Source organism: Ralstonia sp. Ralssp135, assembly GCF_047304345.1.
GTDB lineage: Bacteria > Pseudomonadota > Gammaproteobacteria > Burkholderiales > Burkholderiaceae > Ralstonia > Ralstonia chuxiongensis.
Map to the genome: position 1 here is coordinate 22,951 of NZ_JBGLYZ010000008.1, position 16,001 is coordinate 38,951.

Annotated in this window: 14 protein-coding genes; 2 read left to right on the forward strand and 12 right to left on the reverse strand. The window is 63.2% G+C overall.

The genetic code is table 11. The features are described 5' to 3' along the window. Positions 1-72 precede the first annotated feature (72 nt). Both ACCD03_RS08345 and ACCD03_RS08350 read right to left on the reverse strand, forming a co-directional pair. Positions 73-279, reverse strand: a complete 207-nt coding sequence (locus ACCD03_RS08345) for a cold-shock protein (protein ID WP_024978714.1) — start codon at positions 277-279, stop codon at positions 73-75. Between the two features lie 176 nt (positions 280-455). Then, positions 456-659, reverse strand: coding sequence for a cold-shock protein (locus ACCD03_RS08350; RefSeq protein ID WP_004627322.1), 204 nt, complete (start codon positions 657-659; stop codon positions 456-458). 351 nt (positions 660-1,010) lie between these two features. Between ACCD03_RS08350 and ACCD03_RS08355 the strand changes: the two genes are divergently transcribed. Then, positions 1,011-2,906: a potassium transporter Kup gene (locus tag ACCD03_RS08355; protein WP_316674526.1), complete on the forward strand. Its 1,896-nt coding sequence runs from the start codon at positions 1,011-1,013 to the stop codon at positions 2,904-2,906. An 18-nt stretch (positions 2,907-2,924) separates the two neighbouring features. On the opposite strand, the gene fdhD is transcribed toward ACCD03_RS08355, so the two are convergent. The 9 genes from fdhD to ACCD03_RS08400 form a co-directional block, all read right to left on the reverse strand. Then, positions 2,925-3,740 carry a formate dehydrogenase accessory sulfurtransferase FdhD gene (fdhD, locus tag ACCD03_RS08360; RefSeq protein ID WP_413411279.1) on the reverse strand — a complete coding sequence of 272 codons (816 nt, stop codon included), beginning with the start codon at positions 3,738-3,740 and terminating at the stop codon, positions 2,925-2,927. Then, on the reverse strand, positions 3,737-3,982 hold the full coding sequence (locus ACCD03_RS08365; protein WP_413411280.1) for a MarR family transcriptional regulator: 246 nt from the start codon (positions 3,980-3,982) through the stop codon (positions 3,737-3,739). The genes fdhD and ACCD03_RS08365 overlap by 4 nt, the downstream gene beginning before the upstream one ends. Further along, complete coding sequence (locus ACCD03_RS08370; protein WP_413411281.1) at positions 3,982-6,321, reverse strand: FdhF/YdeP family oxidoreductase; 2,340 nt, start codon at positions 6,319-6,321, stop codon at positions 3,982-3,984. The genes ACCD03_RS08365 and ACCD03_RS08370 overlap by 1 nt, the downstream gene beginning before the upstream one ends. 28 nt (positions 6,322-6,349) lie before the next feature. Continuing rightward, complete coding sequence (locus tag ACCD03_RS08375) at positions 6,350-8,005, reverse strand: OFA family MFS transporter (protein ID WP_045203833.1); 1,656 nt, start codon at positions 8,003-8,005, stop codon at positions 6,350-6,352. Between the two features lie 290 nt (positions 8,006-8,295). Next, complete coding sequence (locus ACCD03_RS08380) at positions 8,296-8,709, reverse strand: Hpt domain-containing protein (RefSeq protein ID WP_413411282.1); 414 nt, start codon at positions 8,707-8,709, stop codon at positions 8,296-8,298. A gap of 155 nt (positions 8,710-8,864) precedes the next feature. Beyond that, positions 8,865-11,960, reverse strand: a complete 3,096-nt coding sequence (locus ACCD03_RS08385; RefSeq protein WP_413411283.1) for an efflux RND transporter permease subunit — start codon at positions 11,958-11,960, stop codon at positions 8,865-8,867. Positions 11,961-11,962: 2 nt separating this feature from the next. Then, positions 11,963-13,108, reverse strand: coding sequence for an efflux RND transporter periplasmic adaptor subunit (locus tag ACCD03_RS08390; RefSeq protein WP_413411284.1), 1,146 nt, complete (start codon positions 13,106-13,108; stop codon positions 11,963-11,965). 4 nt (positions 13,109-13,112) lie between these two features. After that, entirely contained in the window at positions 13,113-14,483 is a 1,371-nt protein-coding gene (locus ACCD03_RS08395; protein ID WP_413411285.1) for a TolC family protein, read from the reverse strand. 156 nt (positions 14,484-14,639) lie between these two features. Continuing rightward, complete coding sequence (locus tag ACCD03_RS08400; protein WP_253534517.1) at positions 14,640-15,041, reverse strand: MerR family transcriptional regulator; 402 nt, start codon at positions 15,039-15,041, stop codon at positions 14,640-14,642. 97 nt (positions 15,042-15,138) lie between these two features. On the opposite strand from ACCD03_RS08400, the gene ACCD03_RS08405 reads away from it, so the two are divergent. Beyond that, positions 15,139-15,561, forward strand: coding sequence for a hypothetical protein (locus ACCD03_RS08405; protein ID WP_413411286.1), 423 nt, complete (start codon positions 15,139-15,141; stop codon positions 15,559-15,561). 13 nt (positions 15,562-15,574) lie between these two features. On the opposite strand, the gene ACCD03_RS08410 is transcribed toward ACCD03_RS08405, so the two are convergent. After that, positions 15,575-15,991, reverse strand: a complete 417-nt coding sequence (locus tag ACCD03_RS08410) for a BON domain-containing protein (RefSeq protein WP_413411287.1) — start codon at positions 15,989-15,991, stop codon at positions 15,575-15,577. Positions 15,992-16,001: the final 10 nt, after the last annotated feature.

Here is a 16,001-nt window from a genome sequence, read left to right on the forward strand (position 1 = left end):
GCGCATCACCCATGAGAAAGGGAGGCAATGCCTCCCTTTTTCTTTTGAACATGCCGAGTTGAAACCGGCGCGTCATATTGGTTTGATGTTGACGGCGATCAGTTCGCCGTCGGGCCCGATCTCTACGTCAAAACTGACGCGCTGCCCTTCATGGAATGTCTGCGAGCGCGAAAACTGGATTTCCGAATCCCGAATGAAACTCGGGGCAGCATGCATTTCTGCAGCTGCCCCGGCGGGCGGATCATACTGAACGGCGTTCTCTTCAATTCGGCTGGCCATTGCATGCTCCCTATAGGGGTTCGTCAAACCAGGTCACCGCTTCCGATGACCCTCCGACTGCTTGATGGCAAACACGTACTGAACAACCTGCCTGGCGGAATATCCCGGCCAATACACGCGCGAGGAAACCCCGCGCGGCAAGCCAAAACCGGGTTACCGCGCCCGCGTGCTCCTTGTTACTGGGGCACGATGTTCGAAGCTTGCTTGCCCTTAGGGCCTTGCGTGACTTCGAACGACACCTTCTGACCTTCCTTCAGGCTTTTGAAGCCTGCGGAGTTGATAGCAGAGAAATGTGCGAAAAGGTCTTCGCCGCCATCATCCGGGGTAATGAAGCCGAAACCCTTTGCGTCGTTGAACCACTTGACGGTACCAGTAGCCATGATTTTGAGTCGTGAAGTTGAGAAATCGATCGGCCGCCGGCCAAATACAAACACAGCTGGCAGACCCGGCCGAACCGGCCAAACGATCGTTTGGTGAATATATGCTTGGCGCGTCTCCCCGTCAAAGTCTGTTTTTTTAAGCTTTTTGCTTAGACCCGGTGGACATGTTGTTTTCAGCCGCTCAGCAGGGTTGGCGCAGGCTTGCCATCGGTGCAAACACCGGCGCAAAACCGCGCGTTTTCACCTAAGCTTTAGTGGCTTCTGCCGCACTCGGCTCGCCCCGTAAAGCCAGCGCCGCAGACGGTGCACGAGAATTGCGTGCGCCCCCGTCGTTCCAGTCGCAGCCTATCCATGACGACCGCCGCAGCCAGTAAAACCAAAAAAAATCCCGCGTTGATGGCCACCATGATTGGCGCAATCGGCGTGGTTTTCGGGGACATCGGCACCAGCCCCCTGTACGCGCTAAAGGAATGCTTCAACCCCGAGCATGGGGTTCCGTTTTCCGATCAGACCGTCTTCGGCATCCTGTCGATGCTGTTCTGGGCGATGACGCTGGTGGTGTCCGTCAAATACGTGTTGTTCGTTATGCGCGCGGACAACAACGGCGAAGGTGGCATCCTCGCCCTGACGGCGCTAGCCATGCGCGCAAGCAGGGGAGGCGCCCGGTTCACACGCACGTTGATGCTGCTCGGCCTGCTGGGGGCCGCCATGTTCTACGGCGATGCCGTCATCACACCCGCCATTTCGGTGCTCTCCGCCATTGAGGGCATGGAGATCATGGCGCCCGCGTTGCAGAAGTGGGTGTTGCCTTTGGCGCTGATCGTGCTGATCGCCCTGTTTTTGATCCAGAAGCAGGGCACGCACGTGGTGGGGCGCCTGTTCGGGCCAATCATGGTGCTCTGGTTCCTGCTGCTGGGGCTGATGGGGGTGGTTTCGGTGGCGAAGTCGCCGCAGATATTGGTGGCACTGAGCCCTGTGTACGCCATCGAGTTCGGATTCCGGCATACGGTGCTGGCGTTCATCGTGTTCGGCTCGGTGTTTCTGGCGCTGACCGGCGCTGAGGCGCTGTACGCCGACATGGGCCACTTTGGCGTGCGCCCGATCCGCTATGCGTGGTTCTACATTGCCATGCCGTGCCTGTTGCTGAACTACTTTGGCCAGGGCGCCTTGCTGCTGCGCGAGCCGAGCGCCGTGCAGAACCCGTTCTTCCTGTTGATGCCGAACTGGGCAGTGGGTCCGATGGTGGTATTGGCCACGGCGGCCACCGTCATTGCGTCGCAGGCAGTCATCTCAGGTGCATTTTCGATGACGGCGCAGGCCGTGCATCTGGGCTATGCGCCGCGCATGAAGATTCTCTACACGTCGGATGTGGAGATCGGCCAGATCTACGTGCCGGTGGTCAACTACATGCTCCTGGTGCTGGTGGTAGCGGTGGTGTTGGCTTTCGGCAAGTCCGACAACCTGGCTGCGGCCTACGGTATTGCGGTAACGACCACCATGGTGCTCACGACGGGTCTAGTCACGGTCGTCATGCGTAACGCCTGGAAGTGGCGCCTGTGGCTGGTGGCCTGCATCGGCACGGTTTTCCTGGCGGTGGATTTGTCCTTCTTTTCCGCCAACCTGCTGAAGATTGCCGCGGGTGGCTGGTTTCCGCTGCTGCTGGGTGGCTTGATCTTCTTCCTGATGGTGACGTGGCACTCGGGCACGCAGCTGTTGAAGGCGCGCAATGTAGAAGGTGGCATTCCGCTCGAACCATTCATGGAAGGGCTGCTGCGCCATCCACCGTATCGTGTGGACGGCACGGCCGTGTATCTCACGCCGAGCATGGATTTCGTGCCCTTGGCGTTGCTGCACAACCTCAAGCACAACCACGTGCTGCACAAGCGCGTGCTGTTCATCCACTTCCGCACGCTGGCCGTGCCGTATGTGGACCCAGCCAAGCGCCTGGTTATCAAAACCATTGGCGACGACATCCACACGGCCGTGGTGGATTTCGGCTTCAAGGAAACACCGGCCGTAGACGAGATCGTCCGTAACGTGGGTGAGCGACTGGGCATCGTTTTTGAAGATATGGAAACCTCGTTCTTCATTACGCGCGCCACGGTGGTGCCGTCGCCGCTGCCCGGCATGGCGATGTGGCGCGAATCGCTGTTTGCCTGGATGCAACACAACAGCGCCAAGCCGTCGGACTTTTTCCGGATTCCCGCCAACCGACTGGTCGAGCTGGGGAGCAAGGTGGAGATTTAGCCTCGGGCGTGCTGTGCGCTACGCAAACCGCGTCACGCTCTCGCCCCGGCAGAACGCCAGCAGTGTCAGCTGTCCGGCCTTGGCGTGGCGGATCGCCAACGAGGACGGCGCGGAGATTGTCGCCAGCAGTGGCACCTGTACCTGCACACACTTGCGCGCCAGTTCGAAGCTCGCGCGGCTTGTCATGACGATGAACCCGTCTGCGGGGCGGATGCCGAGCCGGGCCAGCCGGCCGATCAGCTTGTCCAGCGCGTTGTGACGGCCTACGTCTTCCAGCACGTGCAGTGGCGCGTTGCCATCTGCGGGTACCCAGCCCGCGGCATGCAAGCCGCCGGTGAGCGCGTTGGCCGGCTGATGTGCTGTCATCGCGTGCATGGCGTCCAGCACTTGCGCGTCGGCCAATGCGGCTATCCACGTGGGCGGGACTAGCGGGGTCGGTGCATCTTCAAAGGTCTGCAGGCTTTCAATGCCACACAGGCCGCAGCCGGTCGGGCCGGCCAGCGCGCGGCGGCGTTCCTTCAGCCGCACGAAGCAATGCGAAGCGATTTCCGCATGCACTTCAAGCCCATGCGGGTGCGTTTCCACGTCTGCGCCACGCCAATCCGCGCGACTGTCGATGATGCCTTCGGACAGCGCGAAACCCAGTGCAAAGTCTTCCAGGTCGGCTGGCGACGCCATCATCACCGCATGCGTGATGCCGTTGAAGACCAGCGCGACCGGTGCTTCATCGGCGACAGCGGTGGAGGCCTCTTCTTGCGTGCCGGTGCGCGTGCGTCTTGTCGCGATGGTGGAAACGACGGGCAAGCCGGCGGGGTGGCGGGGCAGAAAAGTCATGCAGTGAAATCGGGCAGAACGCGGCCGGCGTCGAGCAGCACGATGAGCCAGCGTGTGTCGTCCATGGCGACGCGCAGCAGGCCGGCGTCAGCCAACGGATGCAGCGCGCGTAGCACCGTGCTGGCGCGCTCGCCTACGCGCTTGGTCAGCCACGGCAGCGACACCGGTTTGCCGGCGTCGGTGTCGCGCAATGCGGCCAGCAGCGCCAGTTGCAGCGCAGACCACGCCGGCTCGGTAGACATCAGGCTTCTGCCGTGGTGGCCGCTTGGGACTCGGCGGTGCGCTCGGCCTGGCTCGGTACCAGCATCACCGGAATCGACTTGGACGTCGGCGTGCGGGCCTGGTCAGCCACGGAAGACAGCGGCACCAACGGATTGGTCTCGGGGTAATACGCCGCCAGGCAGCCACGCGGAATGTCATACGCCACCAGACGGAAGCCATCGGCGCGGCGCGTGGTGCCGTCGTCTGACAGCGTCACCATGTCGACCCACTCACCGTCTTTCATGCGGATCGTGTGCAGGTCTTCCTTATTGATGAAGACCACGCGGCGCTGGCCGAACACGCCGCGGTAGCGGTCGTCCATGCCATAGATGGTGGTGTTGTACTGATCGTGCGATCGCACCGTGGCCAGCGTAAAGACGGTGGCGTCGGCATGGCGCTCGCGGGCGCGATGGACTGGTGTGTCGGTCGGCACCGCGTGCGTGTGGAATTCCGCCTTGCCCGACGGCGTGTTCCACACCCGTTCGGATGCGGTGTTGCGCAGGCGGAAGCCGCCCGGCACGCGGATCTTCTCGTTGAAGCCGGCAAAGTCGTCGAACACGGCTTCAATGCGTTCGCGAATGCGGTCGTAATCTTCCACCAGCCAGCGCCACGGGATGGTGCTCTCGGGCAGCGTGGCTTCCGCCAGCCGCGCCACGATGGCCGGTTCCGACAGCAAATGCGGCGAGGCCGGCGGATTGATGCCCGCCGACATGTGCACCATGCTCATCGAATCTTCCACCGTCACGCCTTGCGTGCCGCCGGCCTGTTGGTCGACTTCGGTGCGGCCCAGGCACGGCAGGATCAGCGCGGCCTTGCCGTGCACGATGTGGCTGCGGTTGAGCTTGGTGGTCACGTGCACGGTCAGGTCGCACTGGCGCAGGCCCGCCCACGTGGCGGCAGTGTCTGGCGTGGCCGCTGCGAAGTTGCCGCCCATCGCAAAGAACACACGTGCCGCGCCATTGCGCATTGCTTCGATGGCGCCGACGGTGTCATAACCATGTTCGCGCGGTACTTGAATCCCGAAGACCTGCTCCAGCCGATCCAGAAACGCCGGCGCGGGCTTCTCGTAAATGCCCATCGTGCGATCGCCCTGCACGTTGCTGTGGCCGCGCACGGGGCACGCACCGGCGCCCGGGCGGCCGATGTTGCCCCGCAGGAGCAACAGGTTGACGATCATCTGAATCGTCGCGACCGAATGCTTGTGCTGCGTGATGCCCATGCCCCAGCAGGCGATGACGCTGCCGGCATTGATGTACGTGTCGCCAGCCTGGCGGATTTCGTTCTCCGGCAGGCCCGATTCCGCTTCGATGGTCGCCCACGATTCCGCGCGCACGTCGGCGGCAAAGGCGTCGTAGCCGCCGGTGTGCTGGGCGATGAAGGCGTGGTCGATGATGGCGGGCTCTCCGCGGCTGCGTGCCACGTCGTCACGCTCGATCACGTGTTTGATGATGCCTTTGACGGTGGCCAGGTCGCCGCCGATGCGCACCTGGTGGTATTCGGTGCTGATGCGCGTGGAGCCCAGCGTCAGCATCTCGATCTTGCTTTGCGGATCGGCAAAGCGCTCCAGCCCGCGCTCGCGCAGCGGGTTGAACGAAACAATCTTGGCGCCGCGCTTGGACGCCTCGCGCAGCTCACCCAGCATGCGCGGGTGGTTCGTCCCCGGGTTCTGGCCAAAGATGAAGATGGCGTCGGCGCGGGTGAAATCGTCGAGCGTGACGGTGCCCTTGCCAACGCCGATGCTGCCCCGCATGCCCGTGCCGGAAGGCTCGTGGCACATGTTGGAGCAGTCGGGGAAATTGTTCGTGCCGTAGGCGCGCACGAACAACTGGTAGAGGAAGGCCGCCTCATTGCTGGTGCGGCCGGAGGTGTAGAAGATCGCCTGGTTCGGATCGGGCAGCGCGCGCAGGTGCTGCGCGATCAGCGCGAAGGCGGCATCCCATTCGATCGGGACGTATTTGTCGCTGGCCGCGTCGTAGACCATCGGGTGCGTCAGGCGCCCTTGGTCTTCGAGGGCGTAGTCGGACCAGTCGGCCAACTCCCGCACGGTGTGCTGTGCGAAGAATTCCGGCGTGGTGCGGCGCGACGTCGCTTCTGCAGCCACGGCTTTGACGCCGTTCTCGCAGAACTCGAAGGTGGAGGCGTGGTCGCGGTCGGGCCAGGCGCAGCCGGGGCAGTCGAAGCCGTCGGGCTGGTTGGCCGACAGCATCGTCTTGGCGCCCTTGGCCGCGATGCCCTGCGACAGCAGTTGATGCGCAACGCTTTTAAGCGCGCCCCAGCCACCGGCCGGATGACGGTAGAACTCGATCTTCTGGTGCTTCATGGGTGGCGGGGCGGCTTTAAATCACGTATTAGGAGAACAGAACGGCAGCTTTTTGGAGTGTAATCCAAACCCCCCAGCCCAACGGCAGGCCCACGGCGGCCCAGGCCACCACCACGGCCACGGCAGAGCCCGGATGCGCTTTCCATTCCAGCGACGTCTCCGGCGAGGCAACCGACGGCGTCGGGCTCTTTGTTGCAGCAGCGTGACGCTGCTCGTCGAGTTGCGCTTCGGTCATGAAGTGCTTTGCGTTGACCGGGCGCACCAGCAGGTTGCAGATGAAGCCGAGGATCAGCAGGCCGGCCAGGATCATCATCGTGATGTCGTACACGGCTGCGCGTTCCACGCCATGGGCGATCTGGTATTCGCGCAGGTAGTTCACCAGCACGGGGCCCAGAATGCCGGCCGTCGACCATGCCGTGAGCAGGCGGCCGTGGATGGCCCCCACCATTTGCGTGCCGAACATGTCAGCGAGATACGCCGGCACGGTAGCAAAACCACCGCCGTACATCGACAGGATCACGCAGAAGGCCAGTGCGAACAGCGCGATATTGCCCGTGTGCGAAGTCCACGGAATCGAGGCGTACAGCACGAAGCCAAGCACGAAGAAGACGGCGTACGTCATCTTGCGGCCCAGGCGATCCGACAGCGATGCCCAGAAGAAACGGCCACCGATGTTGAACAGGCTCAGCAGACCCGTGAAGCCCGCAGCGATGGCCGCGATCTGTCCCTTTTGCGCGGCGGTCAGGTCCATGAACGACGTCGTCACGCCTAGCAGCTTGCCGCCAAACACTTCCTGCAGCAGCGGCGAAGCCATGCCCAGCACACCAATACCGGCCGACACGTTCAGGCACAGCACGGCCCAGATCAGCCAGAACTGCGGCGTCTTCAGCGCTTCGTTTGCATGCACGTGGCGTTGCGTGACCATCGTGTCTTTCGCCTTGGTGGGCGAGGGTGTCCAGCCGGCCGGTTTCCAGCCCGTGGGCGGCACGCGGTAACCCAGCGCACCGGCCATCATGAACACGAAGTAGATGCCGGCCAGCACAATAAACGTTTGCGACACGCCCACCGATTCGGGCGTGGCAAACAACTTCATCAGGCGGTCAGCCAGCGGGGCGCCGATCATCGCGCCGCCGCCAAAGCCCATGATGGCCATGCCGGTCGCCATGCCGCGCTTGTCCGGAAACCACTTGATCAGCGTCGACACGGGCGAGATGTAGCCCAGCCCCAGGCCGATGCCGCCGATCACGCCCGAGCCCACCCACAGCAGCCACAGCTGGTGCATCTGGATGCCGAGCGCGGAAATCAGCAAGCCGCCGCACCAGCACACGGCCGACACGACGCCAGCCTTGCGCGGGCCGACGCGCTCGAGCCAGCCGCCCCACATGGCTGCGGATGCGCCCAGGAAAACGAAGAACAGCGTGAACATCCAGCCCAGGCTGGACACGCGCCAATCACAGGTGGTGGTGAACAGCTCGGCGATCAGCGAGACATCGGCGCCGCAGGTGAGCGGCTTGGTGATGCCAAGCGCGCGGCCAAGCGGCAGCCAGAAGACGGAGAAACCATAGGCCATGCCAATGCACAGATGGATGGCCAATGCAGCAGGCGGAACCAGCCAGCGGTTGAAGCCAACCGCTGCGACGGTGCGCTCGCGCGAAAAAAATGGATGCAGGACTGCTTCGGACATCGAATCCCCCCGGATAAGTTGAGCCCGTGTTGTGACGTACGTGGTGAAACGGTGCGGCCGTGCCGGTCATGGCCGGCGCGTGCCAGGCGGCTGCAGTTGGAGTGCGCCGACGTTGCCCGCGAAAGATAGTGGGGTAGCGTGTCCTAGATCAATAGTTGTAATCACCCGTTGTATTGCGAATCACGCAATTTGCAGCCTAATCAATTAGTTTATGTTTGAAAAAACATAACTTGATTGGGCCCAGGGTGACGCTTCTCCGCAACCGATGGCTTGTGGAGCGCGGCGCGCCGTTAGTCCGCCACCGCCGCGTTTGGCCAGGGACCGTCATTGGCCTGCTGGCGGAATTCATCGGCCAAGGCGCGCAGGCAGGCGAGGGCGGATTGCATTTCTTGCGCTCGCTGCTGATAGGGCCCGATGCTTTGCGCAGCGCGCTCGATGCGACGGGCAGCGTCGCCAATCGGCTGATGCCCCAGCATGCGCGCGGAACCGACGATGCGATGCGCCGCTTCCACGATCTGCGCATCTTCGCCGCCGCGGATGGCGTTCGCCAGGTTGGCGAGATCCTGTTCTGCCGTCTCGCAGAATAGATCGACAATAAAACGCCATTGCGGCAGATCATTGCCAAACAGCTCGATGAGTGTGGCGACGACCTGCGGCGGGAACTGGGCGACGACGCTTGGGGCTACGTTGGGCGTGGGGAGCATGGTGGCGATGCGTGCGATGAGAACCAGAGGCGCACTCTGCTCGCCTCGGCTACGCGCAACCATGAGATTGGTCCGATTCTGGTGTCAGCCCAAATAAAAACGGGCACACCGCTGGGAAAGCGATGCGCCCGTTGTGCATTCAGCACATGCGCGGCTTAAGGCAGCATGGCCGCTGTCGGATTGACGTCCGAATCGCGCGAGGGCGGCCGGCGATGACGGTGCGCCCACGTGAAGACCACCGGCAGCACCAGCAGCGTGAGAATCGTCGTGGTGACCATGCCGCCGACGATCACCAGCGCCAGCGGGCGCTGCGCTTCCGAGCCGATGCTGTGCGACAGCGCCGCCGGCAACAAGCCCAGGCCCGCCAGCATGGCCGTCATGATCACAGGGCGCAGGCGCAGTGCGGCGCCGTCCACGGTGGCTTCGCGCACGTTTTCAGATTGCGCCAGACGATTGACGTACGAGATCAGGATCACCCCGTCCTGGATGGCGATGCCGAACAACGACAGGAAGCCAATCCCCGCTGAAATTGATAGCGTTTCGTGCGCGATATGCAGCGCCAGCAGCCCCCCGATGGCGGCAAACGGCACATTCAGCACCACCATCAGCGCATCCTTGAAGTTGCCGAACGTGCTGTACAGCAGCAGGAAAATCACGAGAATCGTCAACGGCACGATCACCATCAGCTTGCTCTGGGCGACCTTCATCTCGTTGAACTGGCCATCCCACTTGACGGTGTAGCCCTCGGGCAACGGCACGCCGTCGCCCACCACGCGCTGTGCTTCGTCCACGGCGCTGCCCAAGTCACGGCCGCGCACGCCGAACTTAATGGCGATGTAGCGCTTGCCGAGTTCGCGGTAGATGAAGAACGGGCCGTCGGTCATTTCCACCTTGGCGATCATCGACAGCGGGATGTGCTGGCCATCGGGTGTATCGATCAGCAGTTCGCGGATGGCGTCGTACGACGCACGTGCTTGCTGGTTCAATCGCACCGCCAGGCCGAACGATTTTTCGCCCTCCAGGATTTGCGTGACCGGCGCCCCGCCAATGGCGTACTGCACGAGGTTCTGCACGTCGCTCACGTTGATGTTGAAGCGCGCAGCGGCCTGGCGGTCGATGGAAACGTTCAGCGTCGGCTGGCCCAGTTCGCGGAAGATGCCAACGTCCACCAGCCCTGGCACCTTCTTGAGTTGCGCCTGGATTTCATTGGCCTTGGCTTCGAGCACATTCAGGTCGTTGCCGAACAGCTTGACCGAGTTCTCGCCCTTCACGCCCGAGAGCGCTTCATCCACGTTGTCCTGGATGTATTGCGAGAAGTTGTATTCGATGCCGGGAATCTTTTCCAGGCGCTTGGACAGGCGCTCGACAAGCTTCGCCTTCGTCATACCGGCCGGCCATTGGTCAGGCGGCGCGAAGTACAGACCGTATTCCTGGTTGAACACGCCGGTGGAATCGGTGCCGTCATCGGGGCGGCCGATCTGCACCGAAACCTGGTTGATCTCCGGCTGCTTGACGAAGTACGCGCGCAGGTCGTTGGCCACTGACGACGAGTAGTCCAGGTCGACCGTGTTGGGCAACGTAATGCGCAGCCACAGGTTGTTTTCTTCCAGCGTCGGGAGGAACTCCGTACCGAGGAACGTGGCGCTGTACAGCGTCAGAACGAGCGCTGTGATGGCGGTAGCAAAGACCGCCATCGGGCGTGCAATCAGCTTGCGCAGCAGCGGCTTATACCAGCGCAGAATCGCCGTAATAAACGCTGGCGAATGCGGATGCAGCGTCTTGCCGAAGACGAACGACGTGGTGGCCGGCACGAAGGTCAGGCTCAGCACGATCGACGCCATCAGGGCAAAGCCCATCGTGAACGCCATCGGCTTGAAGATGATGCCTTCCACGCCGCCGATGAAGAACAGCGGCGAATACGCCACGATGATGATGCCTGTGGAGAAGATCATCGCGCGCTGCACTTCGCTGGTAGCCTTGACGATGGCATCGTCGAGTTTCTCGGCACCTTCTTCAAGATGCCGCATGATGTTTTCCATCACGATCACGGCCGCGTCGACAATCACCCCAAAGTCGATCGCCCCAAGCGAGATCAAATTGGCCGGCACATGGAAATGCTCCATGCTGATGAACGACACGCACAGCGCCAGCGGAATCACCGCCGCCACCACAGCCGCCGCACGGAAGTTGCCCAGGAAGACGAACAACACCGCCAGCACCAGCGAGATGCCGACCACCAGCGTGTGTTCAACCGTGCCCATGGTGATGTCGAGCAGCACCTGGCGGTCGTAGAACGGCTTGATCTGGACGCTCTTGGGCAGGATGCCGTTGTTCAGCTCCGTTACCTTTTCGCGCACCTTGGCCAGCACCTCGCTGGCGTTGGCGTCGCGCTTGAGCAGCACGATGCCTTCCACCACGTCGGGCTGATCGTTGTATTGCACTTGGCCCAGACGCTGCACGTTGCCGACTTCCACCTCGGCAATATCGCGCACGCGCACCGGCACGCCGTTGTTGGCGGCCACCACCACGTTGCGGATGTCATCTACCGTCTGCAGCAGGCCCACGCCGCGCACGACGAACTGTTGCTCGCCGTCGCGCAGCAGGTTGCCGCCGGTGTTGTTGTTGGCGTTGCCGATGGCCGTAATGAGCTGCGACAGCGTGATGCCGTACGACTGCAGCTTCGCCGGCGACGGCACGATGTGATACTCCTTCACCTTGCCGCCGAAGGAACTGACATCCGCCACGCCCTGCACGTGCATCAGCTCTTTGGTGATGTCGTAGTCCTGATAGCTCTTGAGCGTGGTGAGGTCGACGCCGTTGCCCACGAGGCGAAAGCGCATGATCTCGCCCGTTGCATCCGAGTCCGGGCTCAGCGACGGCTGCACACCGGTCGGCAGATTGGCTGCCGCCACATATTGCGAGAAGTTCTGCCGCGCCTTGAAGCTGTCGGTGCCTTCCTTGAACTTGAGTGTCACCACCGACAGCCCGAACAGCGATACCGAGCGGAACGACTGCACATCCGGCACGCCGGCCAGCGCGTTTTCAATCGGGATGGTGATCTGCTGTTCGACTTCGGTCGTGCTGCGGCCCGGCCATTGCGTGATGGCCTGCACCGACAACGGCGCCACGCCCGGATACGCCTGCAGCGGCAGCTCGCGGAACGCCAACACGCCCGCCACCAGCAGCGCGATTGCCAGGAAGACAATCAGCAGCCGCCGCTTGAGAATGCCCGCGATGGGGTTGAAGCCCATGCCTACGCCCCCGCCTTGACGATCATCTCGTTGAGCAGGGCGGCGCCGCGCACGACCACCTGCGACGAAGCCTCAAGCCCGGCCGTCACGGCAAAGTTGCCGTCGGTGCCGGTGTCCTTGCCGTGCACTTCCACGCGCTTGAAGTGCGTGGCGTCGCTCTGCACGATCACGTAGTAGCTGCCGTGGTCTTTCACCAGGGCGGCCTTCGGCACCACCGTGGCCTGGCCGCTGCCCGTCTGGATGCGCGCCGTGGCGTACATCTCGGGGCGCAGCAGGCCATCGGTGTTGGGCACGTCGCAGCGCACCGTCAAGGTGTGCGTTGCCGGGTCGATGTTCGGGGCGATGAAGCTCACGCGGCCAGTGAACTCGCGGTCCGGATACGCCGCCGTGTGCAGCGAGATCGGCTGGCCGATGCGCACGCTGGCAATGTCGTTCTCATACACATTGCCCGTGAACCACAGCACACGCGTATCGACAATGCTCATGAACGAGTCACCCACGTTCAGGAAGGCGCCCGGGTCCATGTTGCGCTTGACGATCGTGCCCGAGATGGGCGCGCGCAGCGTCAGGTGTTCAGCCGGCGTGCCGCGCTTGGCGATCTGCGCAACATCGGCATCCGACATGCCCAGCACATGCAGGCGGCCTGCGGCGGATTGCACGGTGGCGTCGGCATCGTCCTGCAGATCCTTCATGTTGGAACCCTTGAGCTGGCGGGCGGTATTCAGCGCCAGCAGGTATTCCTTCTGTGCCGAGATGAAGTCTGGCGAGTAGAGCTGCGCAATCGGTTGGCCCTCGCGCACCAGCGCACCTTCGAACAGGAGAATCTGGTCCAGCCGGCCAGCCACGCGCGCCGATGCCAGCTTGGTGCGCTCGGCGTTATAGGCGAGCTTGCCGGGCGTGGACAGCTCCACCGGCACTGAAAGCTGACTGACCTGCGCAACCTTCACCTGCTGCGGGTCGAAGCCGCCGGCCGGAATTTCCACGGAGTCGGGCTTCGCGCGCGGCGTGGCTGCAGGAGCGGATGCGGGGGCAGCGGGCTTTGCGGTCTCGGCCGGTGAAGCGGCGGGCCATTTGCGTCCGACCACCACACCAACAGCCAGGGCTGCGGCCAAGGCGATGACTGCAACAACGGGAGAGAACTTCTTCATGATGTTATTGAGCTTGAACCGGCGAGCGACCGGTGGCCGCGAGCAGCGCGTGATAGGCCTGCAAGGCTGTGGCCTGAGCCTGGGCGACCGACAGTTCGGCGTTCCTGAGCGCGCCCTGGGCGGTGAGCAGGTCGTTGAAATCAGCGTTGTTGCTGGCGTAGTTGGTCATTGTCACGCGATAGGCCGCCAGCGCCTGCGGCAGTTGCCGCTGCTTGTTGAAGTCAAGCTGGGCAAGCGTCTGGCGCAGCGTGTTGTAGGCGGTATCGACGGCTAACAGCGTCTGCTGGCGCACCGACACGTCATTCGCCTCGGTGGCAATCTGGCTTTCCACCGCCTGATTCACGCCGTACTTTTCTTTGGTCAGGAACCAGAACGGAATGATCACGTCCAGCTCGATCTGGTAGCTGTTCGGGCGCACGCCATACGGCGGGTTGTCCGTCGTAACGGTGGCGATGACCTGGAAGTCGGGCAGGTAAGCCTTGCGCGCCAGCGTCACGCTCTTGCGTGCCGCGTCCATCAGCTCAGCCGATGCCTTGATCGATGGGTGCTCGCGCAGCGCCTGGTTTTCCAGCTCGGGCAGCGGTTCCTCCGGCAGGTGCACGGACTCGTCGTCAGCGCGCAGCACAAGCGGGAAGCTCGGCTCCTTGCCGATGAGCGTGTTGAGGGTCTGAAGCGTGCTGTCGTACTGACGCTGTGCGGCAAACAGGTCGTTCTGCGCGCTGCTCTGCATGACCTGCGCGTTGAGGAAGTCGGCGTACGCAGCGGCGTTGTTGGCGTAGCGCACACGCGTGATCTGCTTGACCTGCTCCAGGCGCGTGATGGTCAGCTTCTGTACATCGATCTGCTTCTGCAGCGCGATCGCTTGGTAATACGTGGTGGAAAGCTGAGCGTAGAGCTGCAGGTACAGCGCGTCGTTTTGCGCGTTCAGCGATTCCGCCTGGCGATCGGCAATCTCGGCTGCCAGCGCCTTCTTGCCCGGAAACGGGATCTGCTGCGTCAGGTTGTACTGGCTGCCGCCCGCGCGGTTGACCGCCAGCGGAAACCCCTTAGGAATGCTGTTCCAGATGTAGCCGAGTTGCGGGTTATTGGGCGCGGCAAGTTGCGGTGGGATCGACTTGGCCGACAGGTAGTTATGGCGCGCCTGGATCAACTGCGGGTTGTTGCCCTTCAGTTCTTGCAGCAGCTCGACCAGGTTGAAGCCGGCGCCCGTCACGCCCGGCACGGAAGGCTTGATCGGCGGCATGGTCGCCACCGGCATGCTGGCCGCAGCCGGCGCCGGTGCGGGCGTGGCTGCCCAGGCAGCGGCAAATGGCAGGCAGGCCACCGCGCACAGCACGGCCCTCGCCCGTGGATGGAACGCACCCCGATGTTTCACTGCAGCAGACTCCCCTTGAGACGGGAGCGTTTTTACCGGCGCGAACTTTCAAGCGCCTTTCACGACTCAGCAAGCCGTCAGGGCGTGGGGGAAACGCGCCAAACCCGCCCTGCGGCGGGAGTCTGCGACAGTCATATGACGAAACGTGGCGGAGTCTCAGGTCGGTGCAAGTGGGCATGGCATCCCGACGCGGGCAGCGAGTGCATCACGCGTGGCCTGCAAGCTGGCGATGCGCACATCGATGGCGGTAAGTTTCTCCCGCAGTAGCGCCGTAACGGCGGCATCGATGTCGGGTTGCTGCCACACCTGCGCCATCCCTTCGCCAATTTCTGCCAGCGTGAAGCCCAGTTGCTGAGCCGTGCGCACGTAGTTCACGAGTTCCACGGTTTCGGGCGGGTAGGCGCGGTAGCCGTTACTGCGGCGACGAGCTCGGATCAGGCCTCGTGCTTCGTAAAAGCGCAGGCCGTCCCGCGAGACGCCAGTGGCGGCGGCCAGATCGCCGATGGAAAGGTCGCCGGTACGCGCGTTGGGAGCGGAAGCGGGAAGTGCAACAGGCATGGTGGCTTGGAAGAGTGAGGCGGCCGAGGGCTTGACCTTGGAGCGTACACCAGGCTTTACCGTGGCGACTCCTTCACTTCATTCCTGGAGTTTCACCATGGTTTCTGAATCGACCTTCCTGCGTGTGGTGCGGGCCAGCGGCTGGTATGACCTGATCGTGACTGCACCGTTTGCCACGCCGTGGACGTTTGCCCTCTTGCATCAAGCGCTCACCGCATTGGCGCATGCGCTGGGCATCGGCAGCTTGCCGGCATTTGAGCCAGAGCACCTGTTGATGGCCAATCTGATGGGGTCGGTGGTGTGCGTGTGGTCGGCGCTGCGTATCCGACAGCCGAGTGTGGCGCTGGGCCGGTACGACGCCGTGGCGCGCGGCCTCTTTGCGGCGTGGCTGGCCTATGCGCTGGCATCGGGTGCCACGCTGCTGGTGTTGCCGTTCCTGATTGTGGAGATCGGCTTCGGCCTGCTGCAATCGGTGCCCGTGGGCCGCTTGCCACGGCGGACAGGCACGCAGGCAGCTTAAGTGCTTGAACGCGTTAGCGCGCGGCGGGCGCGCTGGCCGGTGCCTCGGGCGGCAAGCCGGCCGGGATGAACGGACCGCCGCCCAGCACCTGCATGCGCGAGAGCACGCGCAACTGGTTGTCGAGCTTGGCCGAGTCAACAAAGCGTTTGACGTCGTCACCAGCCCGGCGGGCCATTTCGGCGGTATCGACCCAGCCCGTCAGCGTGACCTTGCCGTCCGGGGTGGAGCGGATGCGAATCTGACGCGTGCTGAGCGCCGTGTCCTGATCCAGCGCTGCCTTGACTTGGTACGTCAGCAGCGAATCGTCGAGCATGTGTGCGCCGGTGGTGTTCGGGCTATCGCCCCACGCGCAGGCAGTCAGGAGCGTTGCGGCGGTGATTGCAGCCAACACACCGGCCGAGGCAGCGAAGGACAACTGAGGGAAGCGCATCGATGCTCCT

Bases quoted from the DNA above. Each gene is read 5' to 3' on its own strand.
- ACCD03_RS08345 (WP_024978714.1), bottom strand. From the start codon at position 279: ATGGCCAGCCGAATTGAAGAGAACGCCGTTCAGTATGATCCGCCCGCC.
- ACCD03_RS08405 (WP_413411286.1), top strand. From the start codon at position 15,139: ATGGTTTCTGAATCGACCTTCCTGCGTGTGGTGCGGGCCAGCGGCTGG.
- ACCD03_RS08370 (WP_413411281.1), bottom strand. From the start codon at position 6,321: ATGAAGCACCAGAAGATCGAGTTCTACCGTCATCCGGCCGGTGGCTGG.
- ACCD03_RS08385 (WP_413411283.1), bottom strand. From the start codon at position 11,960: ATGGGCTTCAACCCCATCGCGGGCATTCTCAAGCGGCGGCTGCTGATT.
- ACCD03_RS08355 (WP_316674526.1), top strand. From the start codon at position 1,011: ATGACGACCGCCGCAGCCAGTAAAACCAAAAAAAATCCCGCGTTGATG.
- fdhD (WP_413411279.1), bottom strand. From the start codon at position 3,740: ATGACTTTTCTGCCCCGCCACCCCGCCGGCTTGCCCGTCGTTTCCACC.
- ACCD03_RS08380 (WP_413411282.1), bottom strand. From the start codon at position 8,709: ATGCTCCCCACGCCCAACGTAGCCCCAAGCGTCGTCGCCCAGTTCCCG.
- ACCD03_RS08410 (WP_413411287.1), bottom strand. From the start codon at position 15,991: ATGCGCTTCCCTCAGTTGTCCTTCGCTGCCTCGGCCGGTGTGTTGGCT.
- ACCD03_RS08375 (WP_045203833.1), bottom strand. From the start codon at position 8,005: ATGTCCGAAGCAGTCCTGCATCCATTTTTTTCGCGCGAGCGCACCGTC.
- ACCD03_RS08390 (WP_413411284.1), bottom strand. From the start codon at position 13,108: ATGAAGAAGTTCTCTCCCGTTGTTGCAGTCATCGCCTTGGCCGCAGCC.
- ACCD03_RS08365 (WP_413411280.1), bottom strand. From the start codon at position 3,982: ATGTCTACCGAGCCGGCGTGGTCTGCGCTGCAACTGGCGCTGCTGGCC.
- ACCD03_RS08350 (WP_004627322.1), bottom strand. From the start codon at position 659: ATGGCTACTGGTACCGTCAAGTGGTTCAACGACGCAAAGGGTTTCGGC.
- ACCD03_RS08400 (WP_253534517.1), bottom strand. From the start codon at position 15,041: ATGCCTGTTGCACTTCCCGCTTCCGCTCCCAACGCGCGTACCGGCGAC.